The sequence below is a fragment of the Rhizobium sp. S96 genome, assembly GCF_030382195.1.
In the GTDB taxonomy this organism is placed as follows: Bacteria; Pseudomonadota; Alphaproteobacteria; order Rhizobiales; family Rhizobiaceae; genus Rhizobium.
In genome coordinates this window covers 25285-50896 of sequence record NZ_JAUDRY010000017.1, presented here as the reverse complement: position 1 = coordinate 50896, position 25612 = coordinate 25285, and the positions used below count along the sequence as shown (strand labels likewise).

Genomic DNA, 25612 nt, shown 5'->3' with positions numbered 1-25612 from the left:
ACCGTTTCAATCAGAGCAGACCCGAGCCCGCAGGCGAGAAGCTAGGGCGGATTCGCGGAATAAAATATGGCACTGCAGCAAAAAGTGATCGTCGGCCCCGGTTTGAAACGTTTGCTACCTGCCGTTACGGAAGCTCTTTTGGCGCTCCAGCGAGCGTCGCGAGCCGCTGTCTATGTCAACGTCAGCAGTGCATTCAAGAAAATGGTTATATTCATTGGGTTAGCTGTTCGCCGCCGGCCGGCGAACACGAAAGTTTTTGTCGACTGGTGACGAATGTTACAATGTTAGAGACGTCGCAGACTGCTTTTTGTGGCAGGAATGGGGCAAATAGCAGCTTGCAGCTGCATTTTGAGGCAGCTGTTCGTGAATCGGTTGTTTGTCCGCTTTGACAAATTTCGGACGAAATGCCCCTGATGATTGTGCGCTGCAGCAGCTTGTGGCCGATCCTTCGGCCGCTATATGCGCGGACTGAAGCACCAATTCGAACCTCTCAAGGAGAGAGTATGGCGACTTTCACGATCATCATCCCGTTCTATCAGCGGGAGGACGGGATCCTCAGGCGGGCGCTGGCGTCGGCCTTTTCGCAAACTTTCCAGGACTTCGACATCATCGTTGTCGACGACCAGTCGCCGTATCCGGTGGCCAGCGAACTTGCGCCGCTTCCCGAGGAGGAACGTGCGCGAATCACCGTTGTCAGCCAGCCGAACGCCGGCCCGGGTGGAGCGCGCAATACCGGCCTCGATCATGTTGCCGGTCAGACGAGCTATGTGGCGTTCCTCGATTCGGACGATATCTGGACGCCCAACCATCTGGAGAATGCCTTTGCCGCGATGCAGACGCTCGGTGGCGATTGCTACTGGGCCTCGATCGAGGGTGGCGAGGAATTCGACTACCACTTCGGAATTGCGGCGCTGGAGCAAGTCGAAGGCGCGCGCCGGGTGATGGAAAAGCCCGTCGTCCTTGACGTGCCCGACATTGCCGGGGTCATGGTCAACAACTGGGCCTTCCTGCACATGTCATGCATGGTCATCGGTCGGCCGTTGATCGAGACCGTTCGCTTCGATGCGGCGTTGCGTCTGGCGGCCGAGGATGTGCTGTACTTCTGCGATTGCATGCTCGCGGCGAAGCAGGTGCTGCTCTGCGCCGAGGCCGGCGCGCTGCGCGGGGAGGGGATCAACATCTTCCACGGCGTCGACAACACGTCGCCGGAGTTCCTGAAGCAGCAATTCATCACCTGGATGGCGCTCGATCGGCTCGAGACCCGCTTCGCGCGCCGTCCGCGCGAGATCGAGGCTATCAAGGCGCACAAGATGATGGCGCGCAGGCAGGCCGTCTGGAGTCAGATCGGGGTTCTGCGCCGGCGCGGACGTCCTGATTTCAAGTTGCTGGCGCGCTGGGTGGCGCAGGATCCGCGCCTGTTGCAAAGCGCCCTGCAGCTCGCCGTGGGCAAGCTCGCCAAGTAGCTTTCGCTACTTGGCCTGGGCCGGCAGAAGATATCGCAAACGCTCGCCTTCAATCGTGACCGAGACGCCGGCCGGGTTGCGCCAGCGCTCGGTCTTGTCGGCGAGAATGCCGCCGGTGATGGCCGGAAAGGCGCCCGGATGCTTCAACACATGGGCGACGGCCGCGACCGGGCCCGATTGGGACTTGATATCCAGGAAGCGGCGCAGCTCGTACTTCCCGCGCACGTGGCGTTCGTGCCGCCGCACCGCCGCGGCCGCGGGTCGCGGCAACTCGGATGTCGCAAGAAGCGCGCGGTCAGCTTCATAGAGCCGTTGCAGATCACCGGTGCGGTGGCTGCCGCTCAGCGAGTTGCTGCGAACGACAGCTCCATAGCCGCAGCTATGGATGACCTTGTACCGGGCGCCCAGCGCCAGGGCGCGGATATAGAGATCGTAATCCTCGCCGAGGCGCATGTCCTCGCGATATCGCAATCCATGCTTGTCGAGAAACGAGCGGCGCATGACCGGCTTGAGGAAGCCGATCTCGCCTCGCCGGACGCCACGCTTGGAGATGTTGCCGTCCACGAAGGTCGTAAGGTCGAGGAAAAGCGGATCTTCGTCGAAGTCGTCCAGCTTCTCGGAAGCGAGAGCGGCCGCATCGGCATCGACGAAGGCAATGTTGTCAGCCACGAACTCCCAGTCATCCTCCGCAAGCATTCGACGGAACCGCTCTTCGAAGAAGAAGTCGTCGGCATCGAGAATGGCGATCAGGGGAGCGGAAGAGATGTCGATCGCGTGGTTGCGGGCGGCTGACGGCCCCCTGTTGACGTCGAATCGGACCACATGAAGTCTGCCACTTGCATCGTCGCCCCGCTTCGCGGCGTCGGCGGTGCCATCGGTCGATCCGTCATCGACAACGATGACTTCGGCCACTTCCTGCTCGCGAAGGGCTGATCTGACAGCGGTTTCGATGGTATCGGCCGCATTCTTGGCGGCGATGATGACACAGGTGCTTGCCGTTTGAGCCACACTCTACCTCCGTTGTTTCGCCCCAGAACTAGGACGTCGGGCGACGGCAGACAACGGATCGGACTTCACATGATGTTACGGGCCGATCTCCGCGGCCAGGGCGTCGTGGTGGGACGCCGGCGATTCGATTCTCAGCGGTTGAAGGGTTCGGAGCCCTTGAACGGCGAGACAGGCAGCTTTTCCGGCTCTTCGCTGCGTGCCGATGCGTTCTTGTTCACGTTCCGGCTCCGGGACTCTTTCCACACGAGATACAGCACGCCGCCGAAGTATCCGGCCTGAAGCAGGACAGCGCAGATCGCCGTCTTGAAAAGTGCGCTGGAAAGAGAGCCGCCCAGCCAATAAGTCGCGATTGCAAAAACCGCCAATGCGCCGAGCATGCTGACGAAAACGCGAGGTGCATACATATGTTGCCTCCCCATCGGAGCTATCATTCAATGAACAACCATTGAATACGACCGCCCCATCAGGACCTTTGGTAGACACGTTTTACAGGACTTCTTGATTTAACAGAAGCTCTGGAGACGTTATTTGCGTCTGCGGTACCGGTAGTACAAGCACGATCTTAAATGTTTGTTCCGGGGATTGGTAAAAATACCACTTATGACGATTTCTCGCATTTTTCGAAGCAAACGCAACGAGATGGCCGCTTCGTTCTCGAATGTGGCGAAACTGGCGACGGATCGTATCGACCGCGCCACAATTCCCTGCCGCATCAGCTGCCGCTTGGGCGTTTTACGTTCAACTTTTATTACAAAGTTTTAATTTCAAACGTTTCGTTTGTGCTCTGCGAAATCAATGTTGCGATGCAATAAAAATCTGTCCGGCAAGATCAAAACCACCCCTCCTGCAGAAGCGAACGGTCAAATGGATGATTTCGCCGACAGATGTCGCAATGACTTAGACTTCAGTATTTTTGCGCGGTCAAGCAACTGACGTTCAGGTTGTTTTGTTGTGCAAAGATCAATTCAAGAATGTCCGACAAATGTAAAATTGTTTCAGTGATTGCTGAAAGACAAAAAGGTGAACAGCACCCTATCAAAACCGTTCGGAAACGTTTGGTTTTAAAAATGTGGCTTAAAAAAACAAAATCCGCTCATACACTTCAAACTCGTCAGCGCTAGCTAAGCGTCCTGAGCCTACCGACCAAACGGCAAACATAAGTGGAGTTACCTCTATGAAGTCTGCGACGAGATCGGACAGTTCGCCATTCTATGGCGCAGTTCACGAAAGGGTGTTTCCGCCCACCGGCGGATTCGCAAAACGGGCATTCGATGTGTCCGCTGCCTGCATCGGGCTACTGTTTCTCAGCCCGATTTTTCTTATGGTGATGCTCCTTGTGAAGCTCACGGACAGAGGTCCGGCCTTCTATGGGCATCGTCGTATCGGCCATAACGGCCAGGAATTCCGTTGCCTGAAGTTTCGGACAATGGTGACCAATGGCGACAAGGTTCTGCAGGAGCACCTGCGAAACAACCCGCAAGCCATGGAAGAATGGCGTGCAACGCGCAAGCTGCAGAATGACCCCCGGGTCACTGCCGTTGGTGCGGTGTTGCGCAAGCTGAGCCTTGATGAGCTGCCCCAGCTCTTCAACATCATTCGCGGCGAAATGAGCATCGTCGGACCGCGTCCCGTCGTTCAAGACGAACTTGAAATGTACGAACATGCGGCCGTCTATTATCTGCAATCGCGTCCGGGCCTTACTGGCCTCTGGCAGGTCAGCGGACGAAACGATGTTTCCTACGCAGCCCGCGTCGCTTTCGACACCCACTATGTCGAGAACTGGTCGTTGGTCCGGGATGTCGTGATTATCGCACGCACGATCCCCGCCGTTTGCGCTCAGCGCGGCAGCTACTAGCTGCTTCTTCTTCCAAGCTCCACGAGCAAACGCGCGGCAACGCCTTGAGCCTTGTCGTGCCGTAACACGGGGAAAGTTATGAATAGACGCTTCTTTGGCGGCAAGGCCGGGCGAACCCGTGCCCTGCAATCCGGTATCGCGCTTGCGGCCGGGTTGAATGCCTTTCTGTTATCAACGTGCATTGCCAGCGCCGATGACTATCGGCTCGGGGTGATGGACAAGCTGAAGATCCGGGTTGCCGAATGGCAGACGGCGGATGGAACGATCCGCGACTGGTCAGTCGTCAGCGGCGACTACGCGGTAGGTCCGTCGGGCAGCATTTCGCTGCCGTTCGTCGGCGATGTGCCGGCGTCTGGAAAGACGACCGACGCGATCGCGCAGGAAATCGGCTCTGCGTTGCAGAAGCAATTCGCCTTGAAGGATCGACCGTCCGCTTCCGTCGAGCTGTCGGAGTTCCGGCCGGTCTATCTTTCCGGTGACGTGGAAAAGCCGGGTGAATACCCGTTTGCGCCGAATCTCACGGTCGTCAAGGCCGTGAGCATCGCCGGCGGTCTTCGCCGCGCCGATGCGGGGCAACGCTTCGCCCGCGACTTCATCAATGCCAAGGGCGATGCCGTCGTCTACATGGCGGATCGCGCACGGCTTCTCGTGAAGCAAGCGCGCCTGAAGGCCGAAACGGCCAACCAGGATACGATCGAGATGCCCGCGGAGCTGCGCGACAAGCCTGAAGCAAAGGCTCTGCTCGCAAGCGAGACGGCACTCATGACGTCACGCAGGAAGCGGCTGACGCTGCAGCTGCAGGCGCTCGACGATCTGCGCGCGCTGCTGCAAAGCGAAGTCGAGACGCTGGCGAAGAAGACCGAGACACAGAACCGTCAGCTGCAGCTGGCGACGGAAGATCGCGACAAGGTCGAGGATCTGGCGGAGAGGGGCCTCGCGCTCAGCGCCCGCAAGATGTCGGCCGAGCAGCGTGCCGCCGACATCGAGGCCACTCTTCTCGATATCGACACGAACTCGCTGAAGGCCAAGCAGGATATCAGCAAGGCCAATCAGGACGAGATCACGCTCAAGAACGACTGGGACGCCCAACTGGCGCAGGAACTCCAGAATGCCGATGCGCAGCTGGACGAGCTCAACCTGAAGCTTGGAACGAGCAATTCGCTGATGTCGGAGGCTCTGACGCAGTCGACGGATGCGGCTCGTTTCGACGGGACCACAGGTGCTGCGAGCATCGCCTATTCGATCATCCGCGAAGTCGATGGAAAGCCGAAGGAAATCCCGGTGCAGGAAAACACTGCACTGCAGCCCGGCGACCTGATCAAGGTCACTGCCGGTCTGTATATGAGGTAACGAGGCCCAATGCGTATCGCTAAGTCGGCGCTCATCCAGCCCGGCGGGAATGCGGCCTATGCCATTCCCGCCGTGGCGCTGTCATTGTTCTGTTTCGCCTACTCGATCAAGTTCGGTCAGGTGGCGATCCTGCTTTATTATGCGCTGTGGCTGCCGCTGATTGCCGTCGATTACAAGAAGGTACTCGGCAGCTACGGCCGCTACATGTGGATTTTCGCGTTTGCGACGCTGGCGTTCCTGTCGGTTTTCTGGTCGGCGGTCCCCAGCGTGTCGCTGCGCGCCAGCATTCAATATCTGACGCAGGTGATCTGCGCGCTGATCGCGGTGCGGGTTCTCGATGTCAGGACGCTGACTGTCGGCATGATTGCCGGCGTTGGTATCGTTCTCGTCTACTCCCTGCTGTTCGGCTACTACGAATACGATCCGCTCGACGGCACCTTCAGTTTCGTCGGGGCCTTTGCCTCCAAGAACCAGCTTGGATTCTATGCGTCGCTGGGACTGATCGTTTGCTTCGCGGCGGTGTTCATCTTCGGTGAGCGCCGCCTCTGGATGGCGGCTGCCGGTGTCGTCGGCCTATTGTCCGCCTACTGCCTCCTTGCCTGCCAGTCGGCAACATCGGTCCTAACCACCTTCGTGGTGATCGCGCTGATCGTGGGGCTTCGGGTCGTGCTGGCGCTGACGCCCAACCAACGCAAGCTCCTGGTCGTGGGCGGCGGCGTTGCGGTCATCGTTCTGGCAGTGGCGGGTGTCTATCTCGGTGCCGTCGATGCCGTGCTCGGTATTTTCGGCAAGGATTCCACGCTGACCGGCCGAACCTATCTCTGGCAACAGGGGATCGAGGCGGCGCAGCAGAATCCGATTTTCGGCGTTGGCTACCAGGCCTATTGGGTCCAGGGGTTTTCGGAGGCCGAGCGTCTGTGGGAAGAGTTCTTCATCGGCTCGCGCAGCGGCTTCCATTTCCACAACACCTATATCGAGACGGCCGTGGAGCTTGGCCTGGCCGGCGTGATCACGCTTGCCCTAACGCTGCTCCGGATCCTGTGGGGGCATCTGCGCCGCCTGATCGAGGACATCAGGAACGACGAATCCTACCTGCTGTTTGCTATCGCGGTGCTGCTCACGATCCGCTCGTTTGTCGAGATCGACATCCTGACTCCCTACAATGTCGGGACATTCCTTTTCTATTTTGCTGCCGGGAAATTGGCCGCCCCTCGACGCCTGCCGGGCCGCCGGCAATTGGCGTCGGCAAAGGCTGCCAGAACCGGTGATGCCATAACGTCATTTGCATTTCAGACCGGCGTTGATCGGTCATTCGAGGGAACCGGATGAAGACTCTTTACGGCATCCAATATCTGCGCGCCTTTGCAGCGCTCGCTGTCGTCGTCTTTCACGCGGCGGAAAAGGTTGGCGAGCACTTTGCGATCGGTGCGGCCGGCGTCGACGTGTTTTTCGTCATCAGCGGTTTCATCATGTGGGTCATCAGCGACCGGCGGCCGATGTCGCCGCAACAGTTCCTGTTTGATCGCGTTCGTCGCATCGCGCCGTCCTACTGGTTGGTCACGGCTGTCATGATCGTCGGTGCGGTGGTCGGGTTGTTTCCCAATCTCAAGCTGACGGCGTCGCATATCATCGCCTCGCTCTTCTTTGTCCCTATGCGCTCGGCGAGCAATGGCGAGATCTGGCCGGTTCTGGTGCAGGGCTGGACGCTGAACTTCGAGATCTTCTTCTACGTGCTGTTTGCCGGTGCGCTGTTTTTGCCGCGCAACTGGCGGCTAGGCTTTCTTTCGCTGGCGTTCGGCGGCTTCTTCGCGTTCGGCTTGATCTTCCAGCCGACGTCTCCGGCGCTTCACACCTACACGCGGCCGATCATTCTGGAGTTTCTCGGCGGCGTTTTCCTTGCCGAACTCTGGCTTCGCCGATGGATCGCCGGCACCAGCCTCGGGCTCGCCTGTGTCGGCGCGTCGCTTTCGGGCTTTGCCGCGATCTTCCTGATCGGCGCTGATTTCGACGAAGCGATCTGCGGCCCGCTGGCGATGGCGCTTGTCTACGGCATGGTGTCGCTGGAAGCCGATGGAAGCATCGGGCGGGTCCCGTTGCTGACCTATCTCGGCGACGCGTCCTATTCGATCTACCTCTGGCATACGCTGGCGATTTCGGTGATCGTCAAGATCGCTGGCTTCGCTGGCCTTTCCTCTGCGCCGACGGTGGTGGCGTCGGTAATCGGCGGCACGATCCTCGGCACGGCGGCTTACGAGTTCGTCGAAAAGCCCTTTAGGAAGATGTTCTCGCGGACCGGGCCCAAGCAGGGCGCGCTGGCGCGGCGCCCTTCATGACGAGGCTTCGACCTTCGGCTCTTCCTCGACGGCCGTTTCGGTCTCGGCGGACGCGACGGGCTTCCGCCGCCATGAATGCAGGACGACATAGAAAACAGGCGTCAGGAACAGGCCAAAGAACGTTACGCCGAGCATCCCGGAGAAAACGGCCGTCCCCAGTGATTGGCGCATTTCGGCGCCGGGGCCGGTGGCGATCGCGAGCGGCAGGACGCCGAAAATAAAGGCGAACGCCGTCATCAGGATCGGGCGCAGTCGCAGGTGGCTGGCCTCGATCGCAGCCTCGACAGGCGACTTGCCCTGTTCCTCAGCCTGGCGTGCGAACTCGACGATTAGAATGGCGTTCTTGGCTGCGAGGCCGATCAGCACGATCAGACCAATCTGGGTCAGGACGTTGTTGTCCATACCCCTCAACCAGACGCCGATCAGTGCGGCAAGGACAGCGAGCGGGACGATCAGGATGATCGCCAGCGGCAGTATCCAGCTTTCATATTGAGCCGCCAGTGCCAGGAAGACGAAGACGACGGACAATATGAAGATATAGATGGCCGTGTTGCCGGTGTGAGTTTCCTGATAGGCGAGCTCCGTCCATTCGAAGGTCGTGCCCGGCGGCAGGATCTTCGTCGCCAGCGCCTCCATTTTCTTGATGGCGTCGCCGGTCGATGTGCCGGGAGTCGGATTGCCCTGCAGCGGTACCGACACATACATATTGTAGCGCTGCACCAGAGACGGTCCGCTCGAATCTTGAATATCCATCAAGGTGCCGAGCGGGACCAGCGCGCCGGTCGCGGATCGGACCTTCAGCGCGAGAATATCTTCCCTGTCCATGCGGTATTGCCGGTCAGCCTGTGCGCGCACCTGATAGACGCGGCCGAAAGCGTTGAAATCGTTGACGTAGGCGACACCGAGATTGATTGACAAGGCGTTGAAGATGTTGGGGATCGGCACGTTCAGGAAGCGTGCCTTGTCGCGGTCGATCGCCAGGAAATATTGAGGGCTTGCGTCCGAGAAGGTCGTGAAGACGCCAGTCAGGCCCTCCGTCGTTGCCGCAGCACCCATCATCTGACGAGCGAGACCCAGCACCCGTGTCATGTCGGCATTTTCAAGATCGGAGATCTGCATCTTGAAGCCGCCTGAGTTGCCGACGCCGCGCACCGATGGCGGCGGAATGGCGATGATGAAGGCTTCCTGGATGCTCTGCAGCTTGCCGAAGAGTTCGCCGATGATCTTGTTGGCGGTTTCGCCGCCTTCCTCGCGTTCGGCGAAGGACTTGAACGGCACGAAGACCACGCCCGCATTCGAGGCATTGGTGAAGGTCGCGCCGCTGAAGCCGGCGAACTGCACGGCATTGCCGACCCCGGGCACGGTGCGGGCAATGTCGCCCACCTGTTTGACGACGGCGTCGGTTCGCGCAAGCGAGGCGCCATCGGGTAGCTGCACGACGATGATCGCATAGCCCTGGTCCATCGTTGGAATGAAGCCCGACGGAACCTTCGTTCCCATGTACCAGGTGGCGGTGAGGAGGCCGGCAAAGACCAGAAGCGAGCAGGTCAGCCCCACCCAGCTGCTGACCAGATGCCGGATGATCCATGAATAGCCGGCGCTCATCCGATCGAATCCATGGTTGAAGCCATCGGCAAGGCCGCGTCCGATGCGGGATGCGATATTGGTCCGCTTTGCCTCGTGGTCGTGGCTTTTCAGCAGGATACCGGCCAGCGCCGGCGACAGCGTCAGCGAGTTCAGGGCCGAGATGGCCGTGGTGACCGAGATCGTGACCGCGAACTGCTTGTAGAACTGGCCGGAGATGCCGGGGATGAAGGCGGTGGGCACGAATACGGCGATCAGCACCAGCGAGATGGCAACGACGGCGGTGCCGACTTCATCCATCGTGACGTGCGCTGCCTCCTTCGGCGTCATCCCGCGCGCCAGATTGCGCTCGACGTTCTCCACCACAACGATCGCATCGTCCACCACGATGCCGATCGCGAGAACGAGACCGAAGAGGGTGAGCATATTGAGGGAGAAACCGAAGGCGAACAGAATGGCAAAGGTGCCGATCAGCGATACCGGGATCGCGATGATGGGAATGATCGCGGTGCGCCAGGACTGGAGGAAGACCAGAACGACGATCGCCACCAGGATCGCTGCCTCGGCGATCGTTCGATAGACCTCGTAGATCGAGTCCGAGATGAACTCTGTCGTATCGTAGACGATGCGGTATTCCAGCCCCTGCGGGAAATTCCGCGCGAGGTCCTTCATGATCCCCTGGACCTGATGGGCCGTATCAAGCGCATTGGTGCCGGGCCGCGCGAAGATGCCAAGTGCCACTGCCGGGTCGTTGTTGAGATAGCTGTTCGTCACATAATCCTGCGCGCCGAGCTCGATACGGGCGACATCCTGCAGCTGCACGAGGCGGCCGCTGGCGGTGGATTTGACGATGACATAGCGAAACTCGCGGACGTCGGAGAAGCGGCCATTGGTGCGAACGGTATACTCAAAGGCATTCTTGCCGGTGACCGGCGGCGCTCCGATCTTGCCCCCCGAGACCTGCACGTTCTGGTCTCTCAGTGCCGCGACCACGTCATCCGAGGTCATCTGGTATGCCGAAAGCTTCTCGGGATCGAGCCAGATACGCATCGAATACTGACGCTCACCAAAGATCTGAACGTCGCCGACGCCATCGAGGCGAACGAGAACATCGCGGATGCGATTGCGGGCATAGTTCGACACATAGAGCTGGTCATAGCGATGCGACGGCGACAACAGATGCACGACCATCATCAGGTCTGGCGAACTCTTGTCGGTGGTCACACCCAGTCGCTGCACTTCCTCGGGAAGGCGGGGCAGGGCGATGGAGACGCGGTTCTGGACAAGAACCTGTACCTTATCGAGGTCGGTGCCGAGCTTGAATGTGATGGTCAGCGACATGGCGCCGTCGGCGCTGGAATATGAGGACATATAGAGCATGTCCTCGACGCCGTTGATCTGTTGCTCGAGCGGTGTCGAAACGGTATCGGCGATGGTCTGCGGGTCGGCGCCCGGGTAGGACGTTCGGACGACAATGGTCGGCGGCGCAATCTCGGGATACTGCGATACCGGCAATTGTGTGTAGGCAATGCTGCCGACCACGAGGAAGACGATGGAGATAACCGCCGCAAAGATCGGGCGGTTCACGAAGAAATGGGCAAATCTCATTGTCCGCTCTCCGCTCCGGCCGTATCAGGCGGCGTTTCGCTCCGCTCCTTTGGCAGTTCGGTCATTTGTGGTGTGACCGTTCCGCCGGGCCGGGCGCGCATCAGGCCGTTGACGATGATCGTTTCCGTGCCGTCCAGACCTTCGCGAATGACGCGGTAGCCATAGAGCCGCGGTCCCGGCCGCACGGGCTTGGTCGAAACCTTGCCGTCGGCGCCGACGACATAGACGACGCGCTCGTTCTGATCCGAGCCGATCGCCTCATCCGGAACGAGGATGGCTGTGTAGGTGTTGGAGGCCTCGACCTGAATGCGGCCGAACAGCCCGGGCTGAAGCACGAGATCGGGATTGGCGAAGCGAGCGCGGATTCTGATGGTGCCGCTCTCGTTGTCGATGCGGTTTTCGGCAAAATCCAGCTTTCCCTTGAAGGGTTTGGCGTTGGGATCGCTGATCGTGACGACGACATCGACGCCGCCACCGCCTTGCTGCAGATCCTTGCCCTGCCGGCGAGCGGTGTCGGCAAAATTCAGCAGGCGACGTTCGTCGACGTCGAAGTAGAAATCGATCGGATCGAGCGAGACGATGGTGGTCAGAATGGTGTCGTCGGCCTGAACCAGATTGCCGGTCGAAATCAGGCGGCGGTCGATGCGGCCGCTGAGCGGCGCAGTGATCTGGGTGTAGAGCATATCAAGAGCGGCGCGATCGGCGGTTGCCTGTGCACCGCGGACGTTGGCTTGCGCTGATATCCATTCGCGGCGGCGGTCATCGAGGATGGAGACGGACTGGCTGCCTGTCGTTGCCAGCGACTCCGCCCGCTTGAACTGCGCTTCCGCATAGGTCTGCGTGGACTTGGCGACCTCAAGAGCGGCGTTCGCTTCGTTCAGCGCCGTGATGAACGGCCGCTGGTCGATCACGAAAAGCAGGTCGTCCTTCTTGACGATTGCGCCATCGGTGAAGTGCACCTCCTGCAGGTAGCCGCCGACGCGGGAGCGAACCGATACCTGGTCCACCGGCTCGAAGCGGCCGATGAATTCGTCGTTGTCGACGACATCGCGCACGACAGGCTTTGCCACCGTGACTGGAGGCGGCGCCGGCGCGCCCTGGGCGACGGCATTTGCGACGGGTAGGAGGATCATGCCGCCGAGCAGAAGCGCGGATCTAAGCGAGAAAAGCATAGCAGTCCCCCGATTGCGGCAGCTGCTTGGCAGCGCCGGTTAGGTCGATGAAATCATGCGCGTCATGTCTTGCTGCTGCGGACGAGAGTCGGTCGCCCGTATCGAATTCCGCACCAAGGCGCCGCTGCGGACGTGTTGGTGATCTGCCATTGCCAGAAATCTGATGCGGCGGAGGCCGCCGCTAAGTAGCTGTACGAGGTATATAAACTGCCCCGAAGCGAAATTGCAAATGCCGACGGGTTGCAATTTCGTGCGGCGCAAAAAGCGATGCGTGTGTGCCCATGAGGTCCGTTTGTGCCGCCGTTCGCAAGGACGGAGCGCCGGTGCGGCATTTTGGTCGCATCCGTCGAATCTGTAGCCGGCACCCCTTGTGCGCCGCACAAGCTTAATATATCTGGGCACATTATAAGTGTACTTATGATTGGCGCAGACTTCAATGAACAGCAATCCGACCCTCGGTTTTCTCCTGCACGACATCGCTCGCTTGCTGCGCAAGCGGTTCGAGCATCGTGCGCGGTGCCTTGGGTTGACGCGATCGCAGTGGCAGACGCTGGCGTATCTCTCGGCAAACGAGGGAATCCACCAGGGCGGGCTGGCTGAGATCCTTGAAGTCGAGCCGATTACACTTGCGCGTATTCTCGACAAGCTCGCGGAGCGTGGGCTTATCGAGCGCCGCCAACATCCGACTGATCGTCGTATCTGGCTTCTCTACATGCGGGACGAGGCTCGCCCGCTTCTGGAGACGATGCGCGAAATCGGCGACGTGACACGCGGCGAAGCTTTGGACGGTATCTCGATGGAACAGCGTGACGAACTGTTCCAGATCCTGTCCCTGATGAAAATAAACCTAGTGCAGGCCTGCCGGACCCCCCTGGCTGAAAATGAGACCAACCATGGCTGATCAATCCCCCCTTCGCATCGTTGCCGATGCCAATGCCAAGACTCCAGTTGAAGACAATGACGTTCCTGCATCCAAGGAAACGGTAGCTGAGGCGCCTTCATCCAATTCAGCGCCTGCTTCTGCCGTGGCTGCGCCTGGCGGCACAAAGGTCCGCCGCCGGCGCAGCCTCACGCGTCCCGTGCTGTTTGCACTTCTGCCGGTCGCGCTGGTGGTTGGTGGCTACTACTACGTCAACGGCGGCCAGGTCATGTCGACCGACAATGCCTATATTCAAGCCGACATGGTCGGCCTGACGACTGATGTGTCCGGTATCGTCGATCAGATCAACGTGCATGAGAATGAAGCGGTCAAGAAGGGCCAGGTCCTCTTCAGCCTGCGGCAGGATTCGTTCAAGATCGCCCTCGATGGCGCGACAGCGCAGCTTGGTGCCGTGCGCAACCAGATCCTGAACCTGAAGGCCAGCTATCAGCAGTCGCTTGCCGAGATCACCCAGGCCGAAGCCGACATTCCTTATTATCAGAGCGAATTCGATCGCCAGCAGAACCTGATGAACAGCTCTGCGGCAACCCGCGCGGCGTTCGATCAGGCCAAGCATAATCTGGACGCCGGCCACCAGAAGGTGATCGTCGCCAAGGCGGAAGCGGCTGCGACGCTGGCACAGCTCGGCGGCGACGCCGATCAGCCGGTCGAACAGAACCCGCTCTATCTCGAAGCCAAGGCCAAGGTTGACGATGCGCAGCGCGAGCTCGATCACAGCGTCGTCAAGGCGCCGTTCGACGGCATCGCAACGAACGTCAATTCGCTGCAGCCGGGATCCTATCTGCAGGCGTCCACGCAGGCCTTCTCGCTGGTTTCGACGAGCAACCTGTGGATCGCCGCCAGCCCGAAGGAAACGGAGCTGACCTATGTGAAGCCAGGTCAGCCGGTCAGCATCTATGTCGACACCTATCCTGGCGTCGAGTGGAAGGGCAAGGTCGAGAGCATCAGCCCGGCTTCCGGCTCCAGCTTCTCGCTGCTGCCGGCACAGAACACCACCGGCAACTGGGTGAAGGTCGTGCAGCGTATCCCGATGCGGGTCAGCATCGAGGATGCCGCCGGCAAGCCGCCGCTGCGCGTCGGCATGAGCACCGTCGTCGACGTCGATACCGGCCGTGCCCGCGGTCTTCCGGATTTCGTCTCCAAGCTTTTGGGTCGCACCGGCGGCAAGGATCATGAGTAACGCTGCTGCTTCTTCGCCGGCCACGCCGGTCGCCAATCGCGGCGCGATCACGGCCTGCGTCATTCTCGCCGTCATCATGCAGGCATTGGACACGACAATCGCCAACGTCGCGCTGCCCTATATCCAGGGCAGCGTGTCGGCGAGTGCTGACCAGATCAACTGGGTTTTGACGTCCTATATCGTCGCCGCCGCCATCATGACGCCGCCGTCCGGCTTTCTTGCCGCGAAGTTCGGCCGCAAGAGAGTGCTTCTGACCGCGATCATCGGCTTTGTGGTTGCTTCGGTTCTTTGCGGTCTTGCGCAATCGCTGAACCAGATCGTTGCCTTTCGCCTGCTTCAGGGCTTGTTCGGCGCGTCACTGGTTCCACTGTCTCAGGGTATCCTTCTCGACATTTATAGTGTCGAGGAGCGCGGCTCGGCCATGGCCCTATTTGGCGTCTCGGTCATGGTCGGGCCGGTCCTGGGTCCTGTGATCGGCGGCTGGCTGACGGACAACATCAGCTGGCGCTGGGTGTTCTACATCAACGTGCCCATCGGGGCTCTGGCGTTCGCGGGGATCGTGATCTACGTCACCGAGACCAAGCTGGACGCTCTGGCAAAACTCGACTGGTTCGGGTTCGGGCTGATGAGTTTGGGCATTGCGTCGCTACAGCTCTTCCTCGACCGCGGCGAACAGCTCAACTGGTTCGGCTCGGGCGAGATCATCATCGAGGCGGTTGTCTGCGCGTCGGCTTTCTACCTCCTCATCGTGCATACGTTGACGGCGGAGAAGTCCTTCGTGAATCCGAAGCTGTTCCTCGACCGGAACTTCTCGGTCAGCATGATCTTCATCTTCGTGATCGGCATCACCTATCTCGCCTCGCTGGCACTGATGACGCCTTACCTGCAGACGTTGATGGGCTATCCCGTCATCACCGCTGGTATCGTCATGGGGCCGCGCGGTATGGGGACCATGCTCTGCATGTTCATCGTCGGCAGGCTGATCGGCAAGGTGGATACGCGCATCCTTCTGGTGCTCGGTCTCAGTCTGACGGCGTGGGCGATGTATGACATGACGGGATGGACACCCGACGTCTCGCAGTGGACCATTGTGTCGGTCGGCTTTGTTCAGGGAGCCGGGCTCGGGTTCCTGTTCGTGCCGCTGACGACAATCGCCTTCTCGACCCTGCCGGCTCACATGCGCGGCGATGGTACCGGTCTCTACAATCTGTCGCGTAACATCGGCTCAAGCGTCGGCATTTCGATCGTGTCGGCCCTGCTGGTGGAGAACGCGCAGGTCAATCACGAGACGATCGCGGCCTATGTCACGCCGTTCAACCGCGCCTTCGAGGCCACGGCTGCACAGGGGCTCAATCCGCTGACGGCTGCCGGCCGGGCATCGCTCAACGAGTTGATCACGCTGCAATCGACCATCATTGCCTATATGGACGACTTCAAGCTGCTGATGCTCATGTCGCTCGCCGTCATTCCGCTGGCGCTTCTGCTGCGCAAGCCGAAGGTCGCGCCTGTCATGGACCACAGCGCCGTGATGGAATGATCAGCGGAACGGCTTGCTGAGATATCGCGACCCCAGAATGCCGAAGCGCCATGGTGCTTCGGCATTTTTCGTGATGCCGATACGCTTCCCGGAGACGACCTCGGCGGGCGTGGTCGGTGCGATGGAAAACGGCGCCTGATCGAGCAGCCGGTCATTGAGTGATATGTCGATGCCGAGCGCCTGGCAAAGCTTGCCGGGACCGCTGCAAAGCTGGGTCAGGGCCTCGGTTCCCCGACGCTCCGCCATGGCGGCGAAGCCGACTTCTGGTTCCAGTGCACGGATAAGGACAGCGGAGGCGGGGGTGCAGACGAAGTTCAGGCACCAATGCATGCCATAGATGCGATAGATGTAGACGTTTCCGGGTTTGCCGAACATCGCGCCGTTGCGCTGCGTCGGTCCGCGGAAAGTGTGGGAGGCCTCGTCGTCCGGGAAGTAGGCTTCCGTCTCGGTAATGCGACCGCCGGCGCCGTCCACCAGAAAGTGGCAACCGAGAAGATCGCGCGCGACACTGATGGCGTCGCGTTCAAAGAAATCGGACAGTTTTCGGCCAGTCAAAGGAGTGGTGCCGATCGCACCGAGCGATTGTGTCATCGGTTCTGGGCGAGTTGACCGGCGGCCTAGTGGCCGGTCTTGGGATGCGCGACTGATGTTCCCGTCACCGAAACGGGATCGCTCGCCGGGAAAGTATCTTCGAGACCTTCCTCCAGTTCCTCTTCCAAAAGGGCCGGATCCTTCTGGCGCCGGCTGTCTGTCTTCGGGGCGTCCAGGGCGACTGCAAGCAGCGCCTTCGCACGCGCGACCGCATTGTCGCTCGTCAGGCCGGGGGACGCTGCCTTGTAGAGGGTGACGGAAATGCTGTTGCCGGTGTCGTCGCCGAAGATAACGGCGAAGCCGCCATCCCTGGGGTGCACGGTGGTGTCTGTGATGGCCATGGAATGTTCTCCCGGTTCTGACAGTTGAGCCAAGTGAAACGCTTTTCGTCAGGATTGTCGAGCAAAGACCTTGACGATCCAGTCGATGAAAACGCGCACGCGCGGCGAGAGTTGCCTGTTGCGCGGGTAGAGCAGCGAGACGGGCGTCTGCGTCAACGGGAAATCCTTAAGGATATGAACGAGTTCGCCGGAGTGAATGTAGCGCTCGGCGTGATAGCGCGGCACCTGTATGATGCCGAGGCCGAGCTTGGCTGCGGCATGGAAGCTCTCTGCGGCATTGACGGAGATGGTTGCCGGCAGGACCACGTTGCGGATCGCACCGTTTACCAGGAATTCGAGGGGTAAAAGCGAGCCGGTCGCGCTGGAGTGAAAGCCGACCATGCGGTGGCCCTTCAAGTCGTCGGGATGATCTGGCGTTCCAAATCTTGCAAGGTAGGCGGGGGAGGCGAGCGTTACCTCCTCCAGCATCGCCACCCGGCGCGCGACCATGTCGCTGTCCTGCGGTGTTCCCACGCGCAGCACGCAGTCGATCCCCTCGCGCACGAGATCCACGAGCCGGTCGCCCTCGCTCATGTAGAGCTCTATATCGGGATAGGTCTCGAGAAACGACGGCAGGTTAGGCAAGACGAAGTGCCTGCCGAGCGTGCCATGCACATCCACCCGAAGAACGCCCTTTGGCTTGGCGCCGGCAAACGCGCCCTCAGCCTCTTCGATGTCGGCGAGAATGGAAAGACATCGCTGATAATAAGCCTCGCCATCAAGCGTCGGGCTCACGTGGCGTGTCGTCCGCTGCAGCAGGCGCACGCCGAGGCGAGCTTCCAGCTGCTTTACCGCGTCGGTGACGGTGGAGCGGGGCAGGCCGGTATCGTCGGCGGCAGCGGTGAAGCTGCGGCGTTCCACGACCCGGGAAAACACCCGCATGGCATCGAATCTGTCCATCTTGTTGTTCGTCTTTCCCGGATAGTGATGGCGAATAATGCATGATTATCCGCTGAACAGAAAGCGCCATCTTGTCCTCATCGAAACGCGCTGGGCGCAAATGATGAAGGAGAAGGACAATGACCGTAGCAGAGAACAAGGTCGCACTGGTTACCGGCGCTTCCAGGGGCATCGGGGCTGCTATCGCCGAGCGTCTTGGCAAAGACGGGTTCACCGTTGTCATCAACTACTCGGGCAATGCGGCTCCGGCCGAGGAGCTGGCGCAGGCGATCGAGCGAAAGGGCGGAAAGGCGCTGACGGCCAAGGCCGATGTCAGCGATGCCGAAGCGGTTCGCCGGATGTTCGATGCGGCGGAAGCTGCCTTCGGCGGGGTCGATATTCTGGTGAATAATGCCGGGATCATGATGCTGTCTTCCATAGCCGATGCCGACGACGCCAACTTCGATCGCCAGATCGACGTCAATCTGAAGGGCACTTTCAACACGCTGCGCGAAGCTGGAAAACGCCTTCGGGACGGCGGGCGGATCGTCAATTTCTCGACCTCGGTCGTCGGGACCAAACTCGAGACCTATGGCGTCTATGCCGCCACCAAGGCAGCGGTCGAGATGTTGACTGCGATCATGTCGAAGGAAATGCGCGGGCGGAACATCACCGTCAACGCGGTGGCGCCGGGGCCGACAGCTACAGACCTGTTTTTGAACGGAAAATCCGATGAACTTGTCGCCCGTCTGGCGAAGATGAATCCCCTCGAAAGGCTGGGGATGCCGGACGATATTGCTGCTGCCGTATCGTTCCTTGTTGGCCCCGATGGCGCCTGGATCAATGGCCAGGTGCTGCGTGCCAATGGCGGGATGGTGTGACGCTTAGGCCGCACTGTTCCATTTTTGAATACGTGCTGTGCACGAATCAGCCCTTACAAAAGGCAAATTCTGCGCTTATATTAGAAAGGTAAGGGCGACGGGAGGCCTCCAACTCCGGGCGCCAGGTTCTCAGATACCGGCCGTGCCATTTACCCTGGTGGTATGGATGGGTCTGAAGGAAATTCGATACCCAGACAGTTGCGGCCCGTCGAAGGAACTCCCTTCCGGGCCGCAATTGTTTTCACGCCTTATCCTTCACGCGTCGTTGAGCTTGGCATCGACCAGCAGCTTGACCAGCCAATCGACGAAGACGCGGACCTTGTTGCTGAGGTGGCGGTTCGGCGGGTAGACGATATAGAGCGCGAGCGGCTCGCGGGTCCATTCCGGCAGCACGGGTATCAGCTCGCCCTTTGCCAGCGCATCGCGGATCATGAAGCGCGGCAGCTGGGCGATTCCGAGGCCCGTCAACGCTGCCGTTACAAAGGTCCGGCTATCGTTGACCGACACCATATAGCGCGGATTGACCTCCAGATTTTCGTTGTCCTTGCGGAATTCGAACGGAAGCGTCCGGTTGGTCTGTGCGCGAAAGTAGCTTACGGAATAGTGATCGTTTTCAAGATCTTCCGGGCGTTCCGGCTTGCCGAACTTCTCGAGGTAGAGGGGTGAGGCGCAGGTGATCAGATCTACCTCCGATACGCGCCGTGCGATCAGCGACTGGTCCGCCGGTGTGCCGCCGCGCAGGGCGCAGTCGACGTTCTCGGCGAGATAGTCCACGGTTCGATCACCGACACCGAGATCGATGCGGATATCGGGATATTTCTGATAGAAATCACAAAGCGCGGGCACGACGATCCAGTCGGCGAAAGCGCCGGCCATCTCGACGCGCAGGCGACCGCCCGGAAGGCCCTGTGAGTTTGTCAGGCTGCCATCGAGTTCTTCGAGTTCCGACACGATCTGTGCCGCGCGCTCGTAGTAAAGCGCGCCGTCGGTCGTCACCATGACCCGGCGGGTGGTGCGATTCAGAAGCTTGGTGTGAAGATGTGCTTCAAGTCCCTGGATGAGATTGGTCACCGTCGCCTTGGGCATGGCGAGTGTATCGGCGGCCCGTGTGAAATTGCCTGTCTCTACGACGCGGATGAAGGCGCGCATTGCCGAGAGCTGGTCCATCGGAAATCACCTAAATAGGTTGCACTGCGGTATTGTTCGAAATTTGGAACAGTGTAATCGCGATGGCGTCACTTATTCCGTGAGTGGAATAACAATATCTTTTTTTCAGAAATTGCAAGCCGTCGCGGCTCGCAATATGTTTTACTCCGATTAAGCGAAAGCCGGAACGATGACGGTGCAGGTGAAAGACATGGTGCTGGAGAAGGTGGCCATCGGCCCCGTTTCCGCGCGCGTCTATCAGGGCGCCGAATTCGGCAAGGGCTCACCGATCGTGCTCTATTTTCACGGTGGTGCCTTCCAGCAATCCGGCCTCCAGGATTGCCCAGTCGCCGAGGCGATTGCCAGCGCCGGCGCCATCGTCGTCGTGGCCGACTACAACGCGCCGCTCGGGAATGTCTTCCCGAAGCCGCTCGAGGTGGGCTACTCGCTGTTTTCCTACATGGCCAACAAACGCGCCTCCGGTATCGGCGATCGCAATTCGCTGCTGCTGGTGGCCGGCGACGAAGCGGGTGGCAACATTGCCGCCGGCGTCGCCTTCAAGGCACGTGACCACTACGCCGACGCGCTTGACGGCCAGATCCTGATTTCTCCCTTGCTCGACCCCTTCATGGGCTCTGCTTCGATCCGCGAGGCCGACAGCATCGGCATGCGCCAGCGTTGGGCCGAGGGCTGGAGCCACTATCTCAGCGCCGGCGGCTGCCATCCTTATGCGGCGCCCTGTCTCTGTTCGCGTATTGCGGGCGTTGCGCCCGCTCTGGTTTTCACCGCCGGAGATGACCCGCTCCGCGATGAAACGCTTGGCTACGCCGACCGCCTGAAGCAGGCCGGCGTGGCAGTTCGCCAGCATGTTCTCCCCGCCGGAGCAGGCTGGCCATCGATTTACGGCGGGACATCCGACAAGTCGCCGGAGTGGCAGGAGAGCATCAGCCGCGAATTCGGAGACTTCGTTCGGGATATGCGCAGACAACCCATTGCATTGAAGACGAACTGATTATTTTTCGGCCACGAAGGCCGTAAGGAGAATACCAATGACGTCCAGTAAGAAGCGCTGGGCCCTCGTGGGCGCCGGTCTGAGCCTTGCTGCGTCCGTTTCGGCCGCAGCCATCTTTTTCGAACTGCCGATGAGCGCGACCGCCACGGCTGCCACCGCCCCAGCACAGGCTCCCGCTGTGCCGGTCACGGTTGCCGTCGTCGCCAGCCGCGATGTGACGACCTGGGAAGAATTCTCGGGCCGCCTGGAAGCGGTGGATCGCGTACAGGTCCGCTCGCGCGTGGCCGGGGCCGTCCAATCCGTGCATTTCCGCGAAGGCGCGCTGGTCAAGGCCGGCGATCTGCTATTCACCATCGATCCGGAGCCCTACCAGGCGGCGGTTTCGCAGGCGGAAGGACAGACCGCCTCTGCCGAGGCCAAGGTCAACCTTGCTCAAATCGAGCTGGAGCGTGGCCGCAGGCTTTCCGACAACAAGACGATTTCGCAAAGCGATTTCGACCAGCGGCAGAATGCCTTCACCGAGGCGCAGGCCGGTCTTCGCACTGCTCAGGCGGCGCTTCGCTCGGCCCAGCTTGAACTCGGCTACACCGAGGTCCGCGCGCCGGTTGCCGGCCGCGTCGGCAAGATCGAGGTGACTGTCGGTAACCTCGTTGCCGAAGGCAGCGCATCTCCGGCTCTGACGACGCTTGTTTCCGTCGATCCGATCTACGCCAGCTTCAATGCCAGCGAAGAGATGGTGACGAATGCGCTTGCCCAGCTTCCTGCTGGTGATGGCGCGGTGCCTGCGCTCGAAGAGATCCCCGTCGAAGTCGGCACGCTCGCCGATCAGGGCACGCCGATCAAGGGCAAGCTGCAGTTGATCGACAACCAGGTCGATGCGGCCAGCGGTACGATCGGCGTTCGCGCCGTCTTCGACAATCCCGGCGGCAAGCTCATCCCCGGCCAGTTCGTTCGTGTCCGCATGGGCGAGCCGAAGGCGGAGAACAAGATCCTGATCAGCGACCGCGCCATCGGCACCGACCAGGACAAGAAGTTCGTGTTCGTAGTCGATGCCGAAAACAAGGTCAGCTATCGGCCGGTCCAGCTTGGTCCGTCTGCGGACGGCCAGCGTATCGTCGAAAGCGGCCTGACTGTTGGCGACAAGATCGTCGTCAATGGCCTGCAGCGTATCCGTCCGGGTGCCGTGGTTGCCCCGCAGGCGGAAGAGAAAGTGGCAACCGCTCAGTAATAAAGGGCCCCTCCCCAACCCCTCCCCACAAGGGGGAGGGGCTCGTCAGTCGCACAGCTCGGTCCGAGATAGGGGCGAAACAGTGCGGCGGATTTTCTCCCCACTTGTGGGGGAGATGGCCGGCAGGCCAGAGGGGGCTTCAGACATCCAGACTAACCCACCGGCGGCATCCCAACCGCCGGAGAGGGTCGTTGCATCCCAAATTTCATCCCGGAGAGGGCTTTGAAATGAATTTCTCCAGATTTTTTGTCGACCGTCCGGTGTTCGCCGGAGTCCTGTCGGTCCTCATCGTGGTCGCCGGTCTGCTTGGACTGCGCGCACTGCCGATTTCCGAATATCCCGAGGTCGTTCCGCCATCGATCGTGGTGCGCGCCACCTATCCGGGCGCAAACCCAGAGGTCATTGCGCAGACGGTCGCAACGCCGCTCGAAGAGCAGATCAACGGCGTCGAGGGCATGCTCTACATGTCCAGCCAGGCGACCTCGGACGGCGTGATGACGCTGACGGTCACCTTCAAACTAGGCACGGACCCTGACAAGGCACAGCAGCTGGTTCAGAACCGCGTCTCGCAGGCCGAGCCGCGTCTGCCGGAAGAGGTGAAGACCATCGGCATCACGACGGTCAAGAGCTCCCCCGACCTGATGATGGTCGTGAACCTGATCTCGCCTGACAACCGCTACGACATCACCTATCTGCGCAACTACGGCGTCCTCAACATCAAGGACCGACTGGCACGCATCGATGGCGTCGGTCAGGTACAGGTGTTCGGTTCGGGCGACTATTCGATGCGTGTCTGGATCGACCCGCAGAAGGCGGCCGAGCATGGCCTTGCCGCAAGCGATGTCACCAACGCGATCCGCGGTCAGAACGTCCAGGCCGCAGCGGGCACCATCGGCGCTTCGCCGAGCCTGTCGGGTGTAGACCTGCAGCTGAACGTCAATGCGCAGGGCCGTCTGCAGACGCCCGATCAGTTCGGCAACATCATCGTCAAGACCGGCACGAACGGCGAGATCACCCGCTTGCGCGACGTTGCCCGCATCGAACTCGGCGCGGCCGATTACTCGCTGCGCTCGATCCTCGACGGCAAGCCGGCGGTCGCTATCCCGGTCTTCCAGTCTCCTGGTTCAAACGCCATCACCATCTCGGACGAAGTCCAGAAGACGATGGAAGAGCTGAAGACCGCCATGCCTGACGGCGTCAGCTACGAGATCGTCTATGACACGACGAAGTTCGTCCGCTCGTCGATCGAGAAGGTCGTCGACACGCTGCTCGAAGCGATCGCGCTCGTCGTTATCGTCGTCATTCTGTTCCTGCAGACATGGCGCGCCTCGATCATCCCGCTGATTGCCGTTCCGGTCTCGATCATCGGCACGTTCGCGGTGATGTATGTCTTCGGCTTCTCGATCAACGCGCTCAGTCTCTTCGGCCTCGTGCTCGCGATCGGTATCGTGGTGGACGATGCGATCGTCGTTGTCGAAAACGTCGAGCGAAACATCGAGAACGGTCTCAGCCCGCGGGCTGCCACCTACAAGGCCATGAAGGAAGTGTCTGGTCCGATCATCGCGATCGCGCTGGTGCTCGTCGCGGTCTTCGTGCCGCTCGCCTTCATCTCTGGTCTGTCCGGACAGTTCTATCGCCAGTTCGCGCTGACGATTGCGATCTCGACGGTCATTTCGGCCTTCAATTCGCTGACGCTGTCTCCCGCTCTGGCTTCGCTGCTGCTGCAGGACCATCACGCCAAGCGTGACTGGCTGACACGCGCCATGGACGCCGCCTTCGGCTGGTTCTTCCGTGGCTTCAACAAGGCCTTCGGCGCCGGTTCGCGGGGCTATGGCAAGGGCGTCGGCGGTTTGCTGTCGCGCAAGAGCATCGTCATGCTTGTCTATGTCGTATTGGCAGGCGCGACCTACGGGCTCTTCAATGCAGTGCCGGGCGGCTTCGTGCCGGCGCAGGACAAGCAGTATCTGATCGGCTTTGCCCAGCTGCCGGATGCCGCCAGCCTTGACCGCACCGAAGACGTCATCAAGCGGATGAGCGATATCGCCATGGCCGAGCCTGGCGTCGCCCACGCGATTGCCTTCCCGGGCCTGTCGATCAACGGCTTCACCAATTCCTCGAACGCCGGTATCGTCTTCGTGACGCTGAAGGACTTCGAGGAGCGCAAGTCGCCGGCGCTTTCGGGTGGTGCGATCGCCATGTCCCTGAACCAGAAGTTCGGGGCGATCCAGGATGCCTTCATCGCGATGTTCCCGCCGCCGCCGGTCAACGGCCTCGGCACGACGGGTGGCTTCAAGATGCAGCTCGAAGACCGCGCCGGTCTCGGCTATCAGGTGCTCGACGAGGCCAACAAGGCGATGATCGCCAAGGCCTACCAGACACCTGAGCTGACGGGCATCTTCTCTGCCTACCAGATCAATGTTCCGCAGCTCTATGCCGATCTCGACCGTGAGAAGGCGGAACAGCTTGGCGTCCCGGTAACCGATGTTTTCGAGACGCTGCAGATCTATCTCGGTTCGCTCTATGTCAACGACTTCAACGCCTTCGGCCGTACCTACAGCGTGCGCGTTCAGGCCGATGCCAAGTTCCGGGCCCAGCCCGAGGATATCGGCAAGCTGAAGGTTCGTTCGGCATCGGGCCAGATGATCCCGCTGTCTGCGCTCCTGAAGGTGAACGCGACAACCGGGCCGGAGCGGACCAACCGTTATAACGGTTTCCTCTCCGCCGATATCAACGGCGGTCCTGCTCCGGGCTTCTCCTCTGGCCAGGCTCAGGCAGCGATCGAAAAGATCGCCGAAGAGACCTTGCCGAAGGGCATCAGCTTCGAATGGACGGATCTGACCTATCAGCAGATCCTGGCGGGCAACTCCGGCGTGATCGTCTTCCCGCTGGCCCTGCTGCTGGTGTTCCTGGTGCTCGCTGCTCAGTATGAAAGCCTCGCGCTGCCGATCGCGATCATCATGATCGTGCCGATGGGCGTGCTGGCGGCGTTGACGGGCGTCTGGCTGACCGGTGGAGACAACAACATCTTCATGCAGATCGGTCTGGTTGTCCTTGTCGGCCTGTCGGCGAAGAACGCGATCCTGATCGTGGAATTCGCCCGCGAGCTGGAATTCGAAGGACGGACTCCGGTTCAGGCTGCCATCGAGGCAAGCCGCCTGCGTCTGCGCCCGATCCTGATGACCTCCATGGCCTTCATCATGGGTGTCGTCCCGCTGGTCACCTCGACCGGCGCGGGTGCCGAGATGCGTGCGGCCATGGGTGTGGCCGTGTTCTCGGGCATGATCGGCGTCACCTTCTTCGGCATCTTCATGACGCCTGTCTTCTACGTGATGGTTCGCAAGCTGTCGGGCAACCGCCCGCTGATCCAGCACAAGGAGCACGAGCACGACGAGGAAGAAGCCGAAATCATCCGACTCGCCGCCGAATAACCCCCACTCAGCGGCGAGACGTGGAAAGGCGGAGCAT

21 protein-coding genes are annotated in these 25612 nt (G+C 60.5%); 13 read left to right on the top strand and 8 right to left on the bottom strand.

All coding sequences use genetic code 11. The annotated features are described in order from the left end of the window. Positions 1–66: 66 nt before the first annotated feature. Positions 67–270, top strand: coding sequence for a hypothetical protein (locus QTL94_RS19295; RefSeq protein ID WP_065691224.1), 204 nt, complete (start codon positions 67–69; stop codon positions 268–270). A gap of 233 nt (positions 271–503) precedes the next feature. Beyond that, positions 504–1463, top strand: coding sequence for a glycosyltransferase family 2 protein (locus QTL94_RS19290; protein ID WP_065691223.1), 960 nt, complete (start codon positions 504–506; stop codon positions 1461–1463). A gap of 6 nt (positions 1464–1469) precedes the next feature. Here QTL94_RS19290 and QTL94_RS19285 read toward each other — a convergent pair whose 3' ends face one another. After that, a complete protein-coding gene (locus QTL94_RS19285; protein ID WP_289802914.1) occupies positions 1470–2471 on the bottom strand; it encodes a glycosyltransferase family 2 protein in 1002 nt (333 codons plus the stop codon). A gap of 131 nt (positions 2472–2602) precedes the next feature. Beyond that, positions 2603–2875 (bottom strand): exopolysaccharide production repressor protein, encoded by a 273-nt coding sequence (locus QTL94_RS19280; protein ID WP_289802913.1) that lies wholly within the window; start codon positions 2873–2875, stop codon positions 2603–2605. A 770-nt stretch (positions 2876–3645) separates the two neighbouring features. On the opposite strand from QTL94_RS19280, the gene QTL94_RS19275 reads away from it, so the two are divergent. The 4 genes from QTL94_RS19275 to QTL94_RS19260 all read left to right on the top strand — a co-directional run bounded on the left by QTL94_RS19275 (position 3646) and on the right by QTL94_RS19260 (position 8009). Further along, entirely contained in the window at positions 3646–4326 is a 681-nt protein-coding gene (locus tag QTL94_RS19275) for a sugar transferase (RefSeq protein WP_065691220.1), read from the top strand. A 78-nt stretch (positions 4327–4404) separates the two neighbouring features. Next, on the top strand, positions 4405–5676 hold the full coding sequence (locus QTL94_RS19270) for a polysaccharide biosynthesis/export family protein (RefSeq protein WP_065691219.1): 1272 nt from the start codon (positions 4405–4407) through the stop codon (positions 5674–5676). Positions 5677–5685: 9 nt separating this feature from the next. Further along, positions 5686–7005 carry an O-antigen ligase family protein gene (locus QTL94_RS19265; RefSeq protein ID WP_289802912.1) on the top strand — a complete coding sequence of 440 codons (1320 nt, stop codon included), beginning with the start codon at positions 5686–5688 and terminating at the stop codon, positions 7003–7005. Then, a complete protein-coding gene (locus QTL94_RS19260) occupies positions 7002–8009 on the top strand; it encodes an acyltransferase family protein (protein WP_289802911.1) in 1008 nt (335 codons plus the stop codon). The genes QTL94_RS19265 and QTL94_RS19260 overlap by 4 nt, the downstream gene beginning before the upstream one ends. On the opposite strand, the gene QTL94_RS19255 is transcribed toward QTL94_RS19260, so the two are convergent. Together QTL94_RS19255 and QTL94_RS19250 are read right to left on the bottom strand one after the other, a co-directional pair. Beyond that, positions 8004–11201 carry an efflux RND transporter permease subunit gene (locus QTL94_RS19255; protein WP_289802910.1) on the bottom strand — a complete coding sequence of 1066 codons (3198 nt, stop codon included), beginning with the start codon at positions 11199–11201 and terminating at the stop codon, positions 8004–8006. The two genes, QTL94_RS19260 and QTL94_RS19255, sit on opposite strands and share 6 nt — an antisense overlap. Then, a complete protein-coding gene (locus tag QTL94_RS19250) occupies positions 11198–12334 on the bottom strand; it encodes an efflux RND transporter periplasmic adaptor subunit (RefSeq protein ID WP_502944160.1) in 1137 nt (378 codons plus the stop codon). Before QTL94_RS19250 ends, QTL94_RS19255 begins: the two co-directional genes overlap by 4 nt. A 475-nt stretch (positions 12335–12809) precedes the next feature. On the opposite strand from QTL94_RS19250, the gene QTL94_RS19245 reads away from it, so the two are divergent. Genes QTL94_RS19245 through QTL94_RS19235 form a run of 3 tightly spaced genes read left to right on the top strand, consistent with a single transcriptional unit; the run spans position 12810 to position 16030 of the window. Continuing rightward, a complete protein-coding gene (locus tag QTL94_RS19245; RefSeq protein WP_289802908.1) occupies positions 12810–13274 on the top strand; it encodes a MarR family winged helix-turn-helix transcriptional regulator in 465 nt (154 codons plus the stop codon). Continuing rightward, positions 13267–14493, top strand: coding sequence for an HlyD family secretion protein (locus QTL94_RS19240; RefSeq protein ID WP_289802907.1), 1227 nt, complete (start codon positions 13267–13269; stop codon positions 14491–14493). The genes QTL94_RS19245 and QTL94_RS19240 overlap by 8 nt, the downstream gene beginning before the upstream one ends. Continuing rightward, on the top strand, positions 14486–16030 hold the full coding sequence (locus QTL94_RS19235) for a DHA2 family efflux MFS transporter permease subunit (protein WP_065691212.1): 1545 nt from the start codon (positions 14486–14488) through the stop codon (positions 16028–16030). The genes QTL94_RS19240 and QTL94_RS19235 overlap by 8 nt, the downstream gene beginning before the upstream one ends. On the opposite strand, the gene QTL94_RS19230 is transcribed toward QTL94_RS19235, so the two are convergent. From QTL94_RS19230 to QTL94_RS19220, 3 genes are read right to left on the bottom strand one after another with little or no spacing between them, the layout of a single operon-like run. Next, on the bottom strand, positions 16031–16621 hold the full coding sequence (locus tag QTL94_RS19230) for a DNA-3-methyladenine glycosylase (protein WP_065691211.1): 591 nt from the start codon (positions 16619–16621) through the stop codon (positions 16031–16033). It abuts the gene before it with no gap. Between the two features lie 26 nt (positions 16622–16647). Continuing rightward, positions 16648–16962 (bottom strand): hypothetical protein, encoded by a 315-nt coding sequence (locus QTL94_RS19225; protein ID WP_065691210.1) that lies wholly within the window; start codon positions 16960–16962, stop codon positions 16648–16650. 48 nt (positions 16963–17010) lie between these two features. Then, entirely contained in the window at positions 17011–17901 is an 891-nt protein-coding gene (locus QTL94_RS19220) for a LysR family transcriptional regulator (protein ID WP_065691209.1), read from the bottom strand. Positions 17902–18020: 119 nt separating this feature from the next. Here QTL94_RS19220 and QTL94_RS19215 point away from each other — a divergent pair, with 119 nt between their 5' ends. Further along, positions 18021–18761 (top strand): SDR family oxidoreductase, encoded by a 741-nt coding sequence (locus tag QTL94_RS19215; RefSeq protein WP_065691208.1) that lies wholly within the window; start codon positions 18021–18023, stop codon positions 18759–18761. Positions 18762–19016: 255 nt separating this feature from the next. On the opposite strand, the gene QTL94_RS19210 is transcribed toward QTL94_RS19215, so the two are convergent. After that, a complete protein-coding gene (locus QTL94_RS19210) occupies positions 19017–19928 on the bottom strand; it encodes a LysR family transcriptional regulator (RefSeq protein WP_065691207.1) in 912 nt (303 codons plus the stop codon). Between the two features lie 169 nt (positions 19929–20097). Here QTL94_RS19210 and QTL94_RS19205 point away from each other — a divergent pair, with 169 nt between their 5' ends. The 3 genes from QTL94_RS19205 to QTL94_RS19195 all read left to right on the top strand — a co-directional run bounded on the left by QTL94_RS19205 (position 20098) and on the right by QTL94_RS19195 (position 25575). Next, positions 20098–20919, top strand: a complete 822-nt coding sequence (locus QTL94_RS19205; protein ID WP_289802906.1) for an alpha/beta hydrolase fold domain-containing protein — start codon at positions 20098–20100, stop codon at positions 20917–20919. A 37-nt stretch (positions 20920–20956) separates the two neighbouring features. Further along, the gene (locus QTL94_RS19200) at positions 20957–22147 is read left to right on the top strand and encodes an efflux RND transporter periplasmic adaptor subunit (protein ID WP_289802905.1); all 1191 of its coding nucleotides are present in this window, start codon (positions 20957–20959) and stop codon (positions 22145–22147) included. Positions 22148–22374: 227 nt separating this feature from the next. Continuing rightward, positions 22375–25575: an efflux RND transporter permease subunit gene (locus tag QTL94_RS19195; protein WP_289802904.1), complete on the top strand. Its 3201-nt coding sequence runs from the start codon at positions 22375–22377 to the stop codon at positions 25573–25575. Positions 25576–25612: the final 37 nt, after the last annotated feature.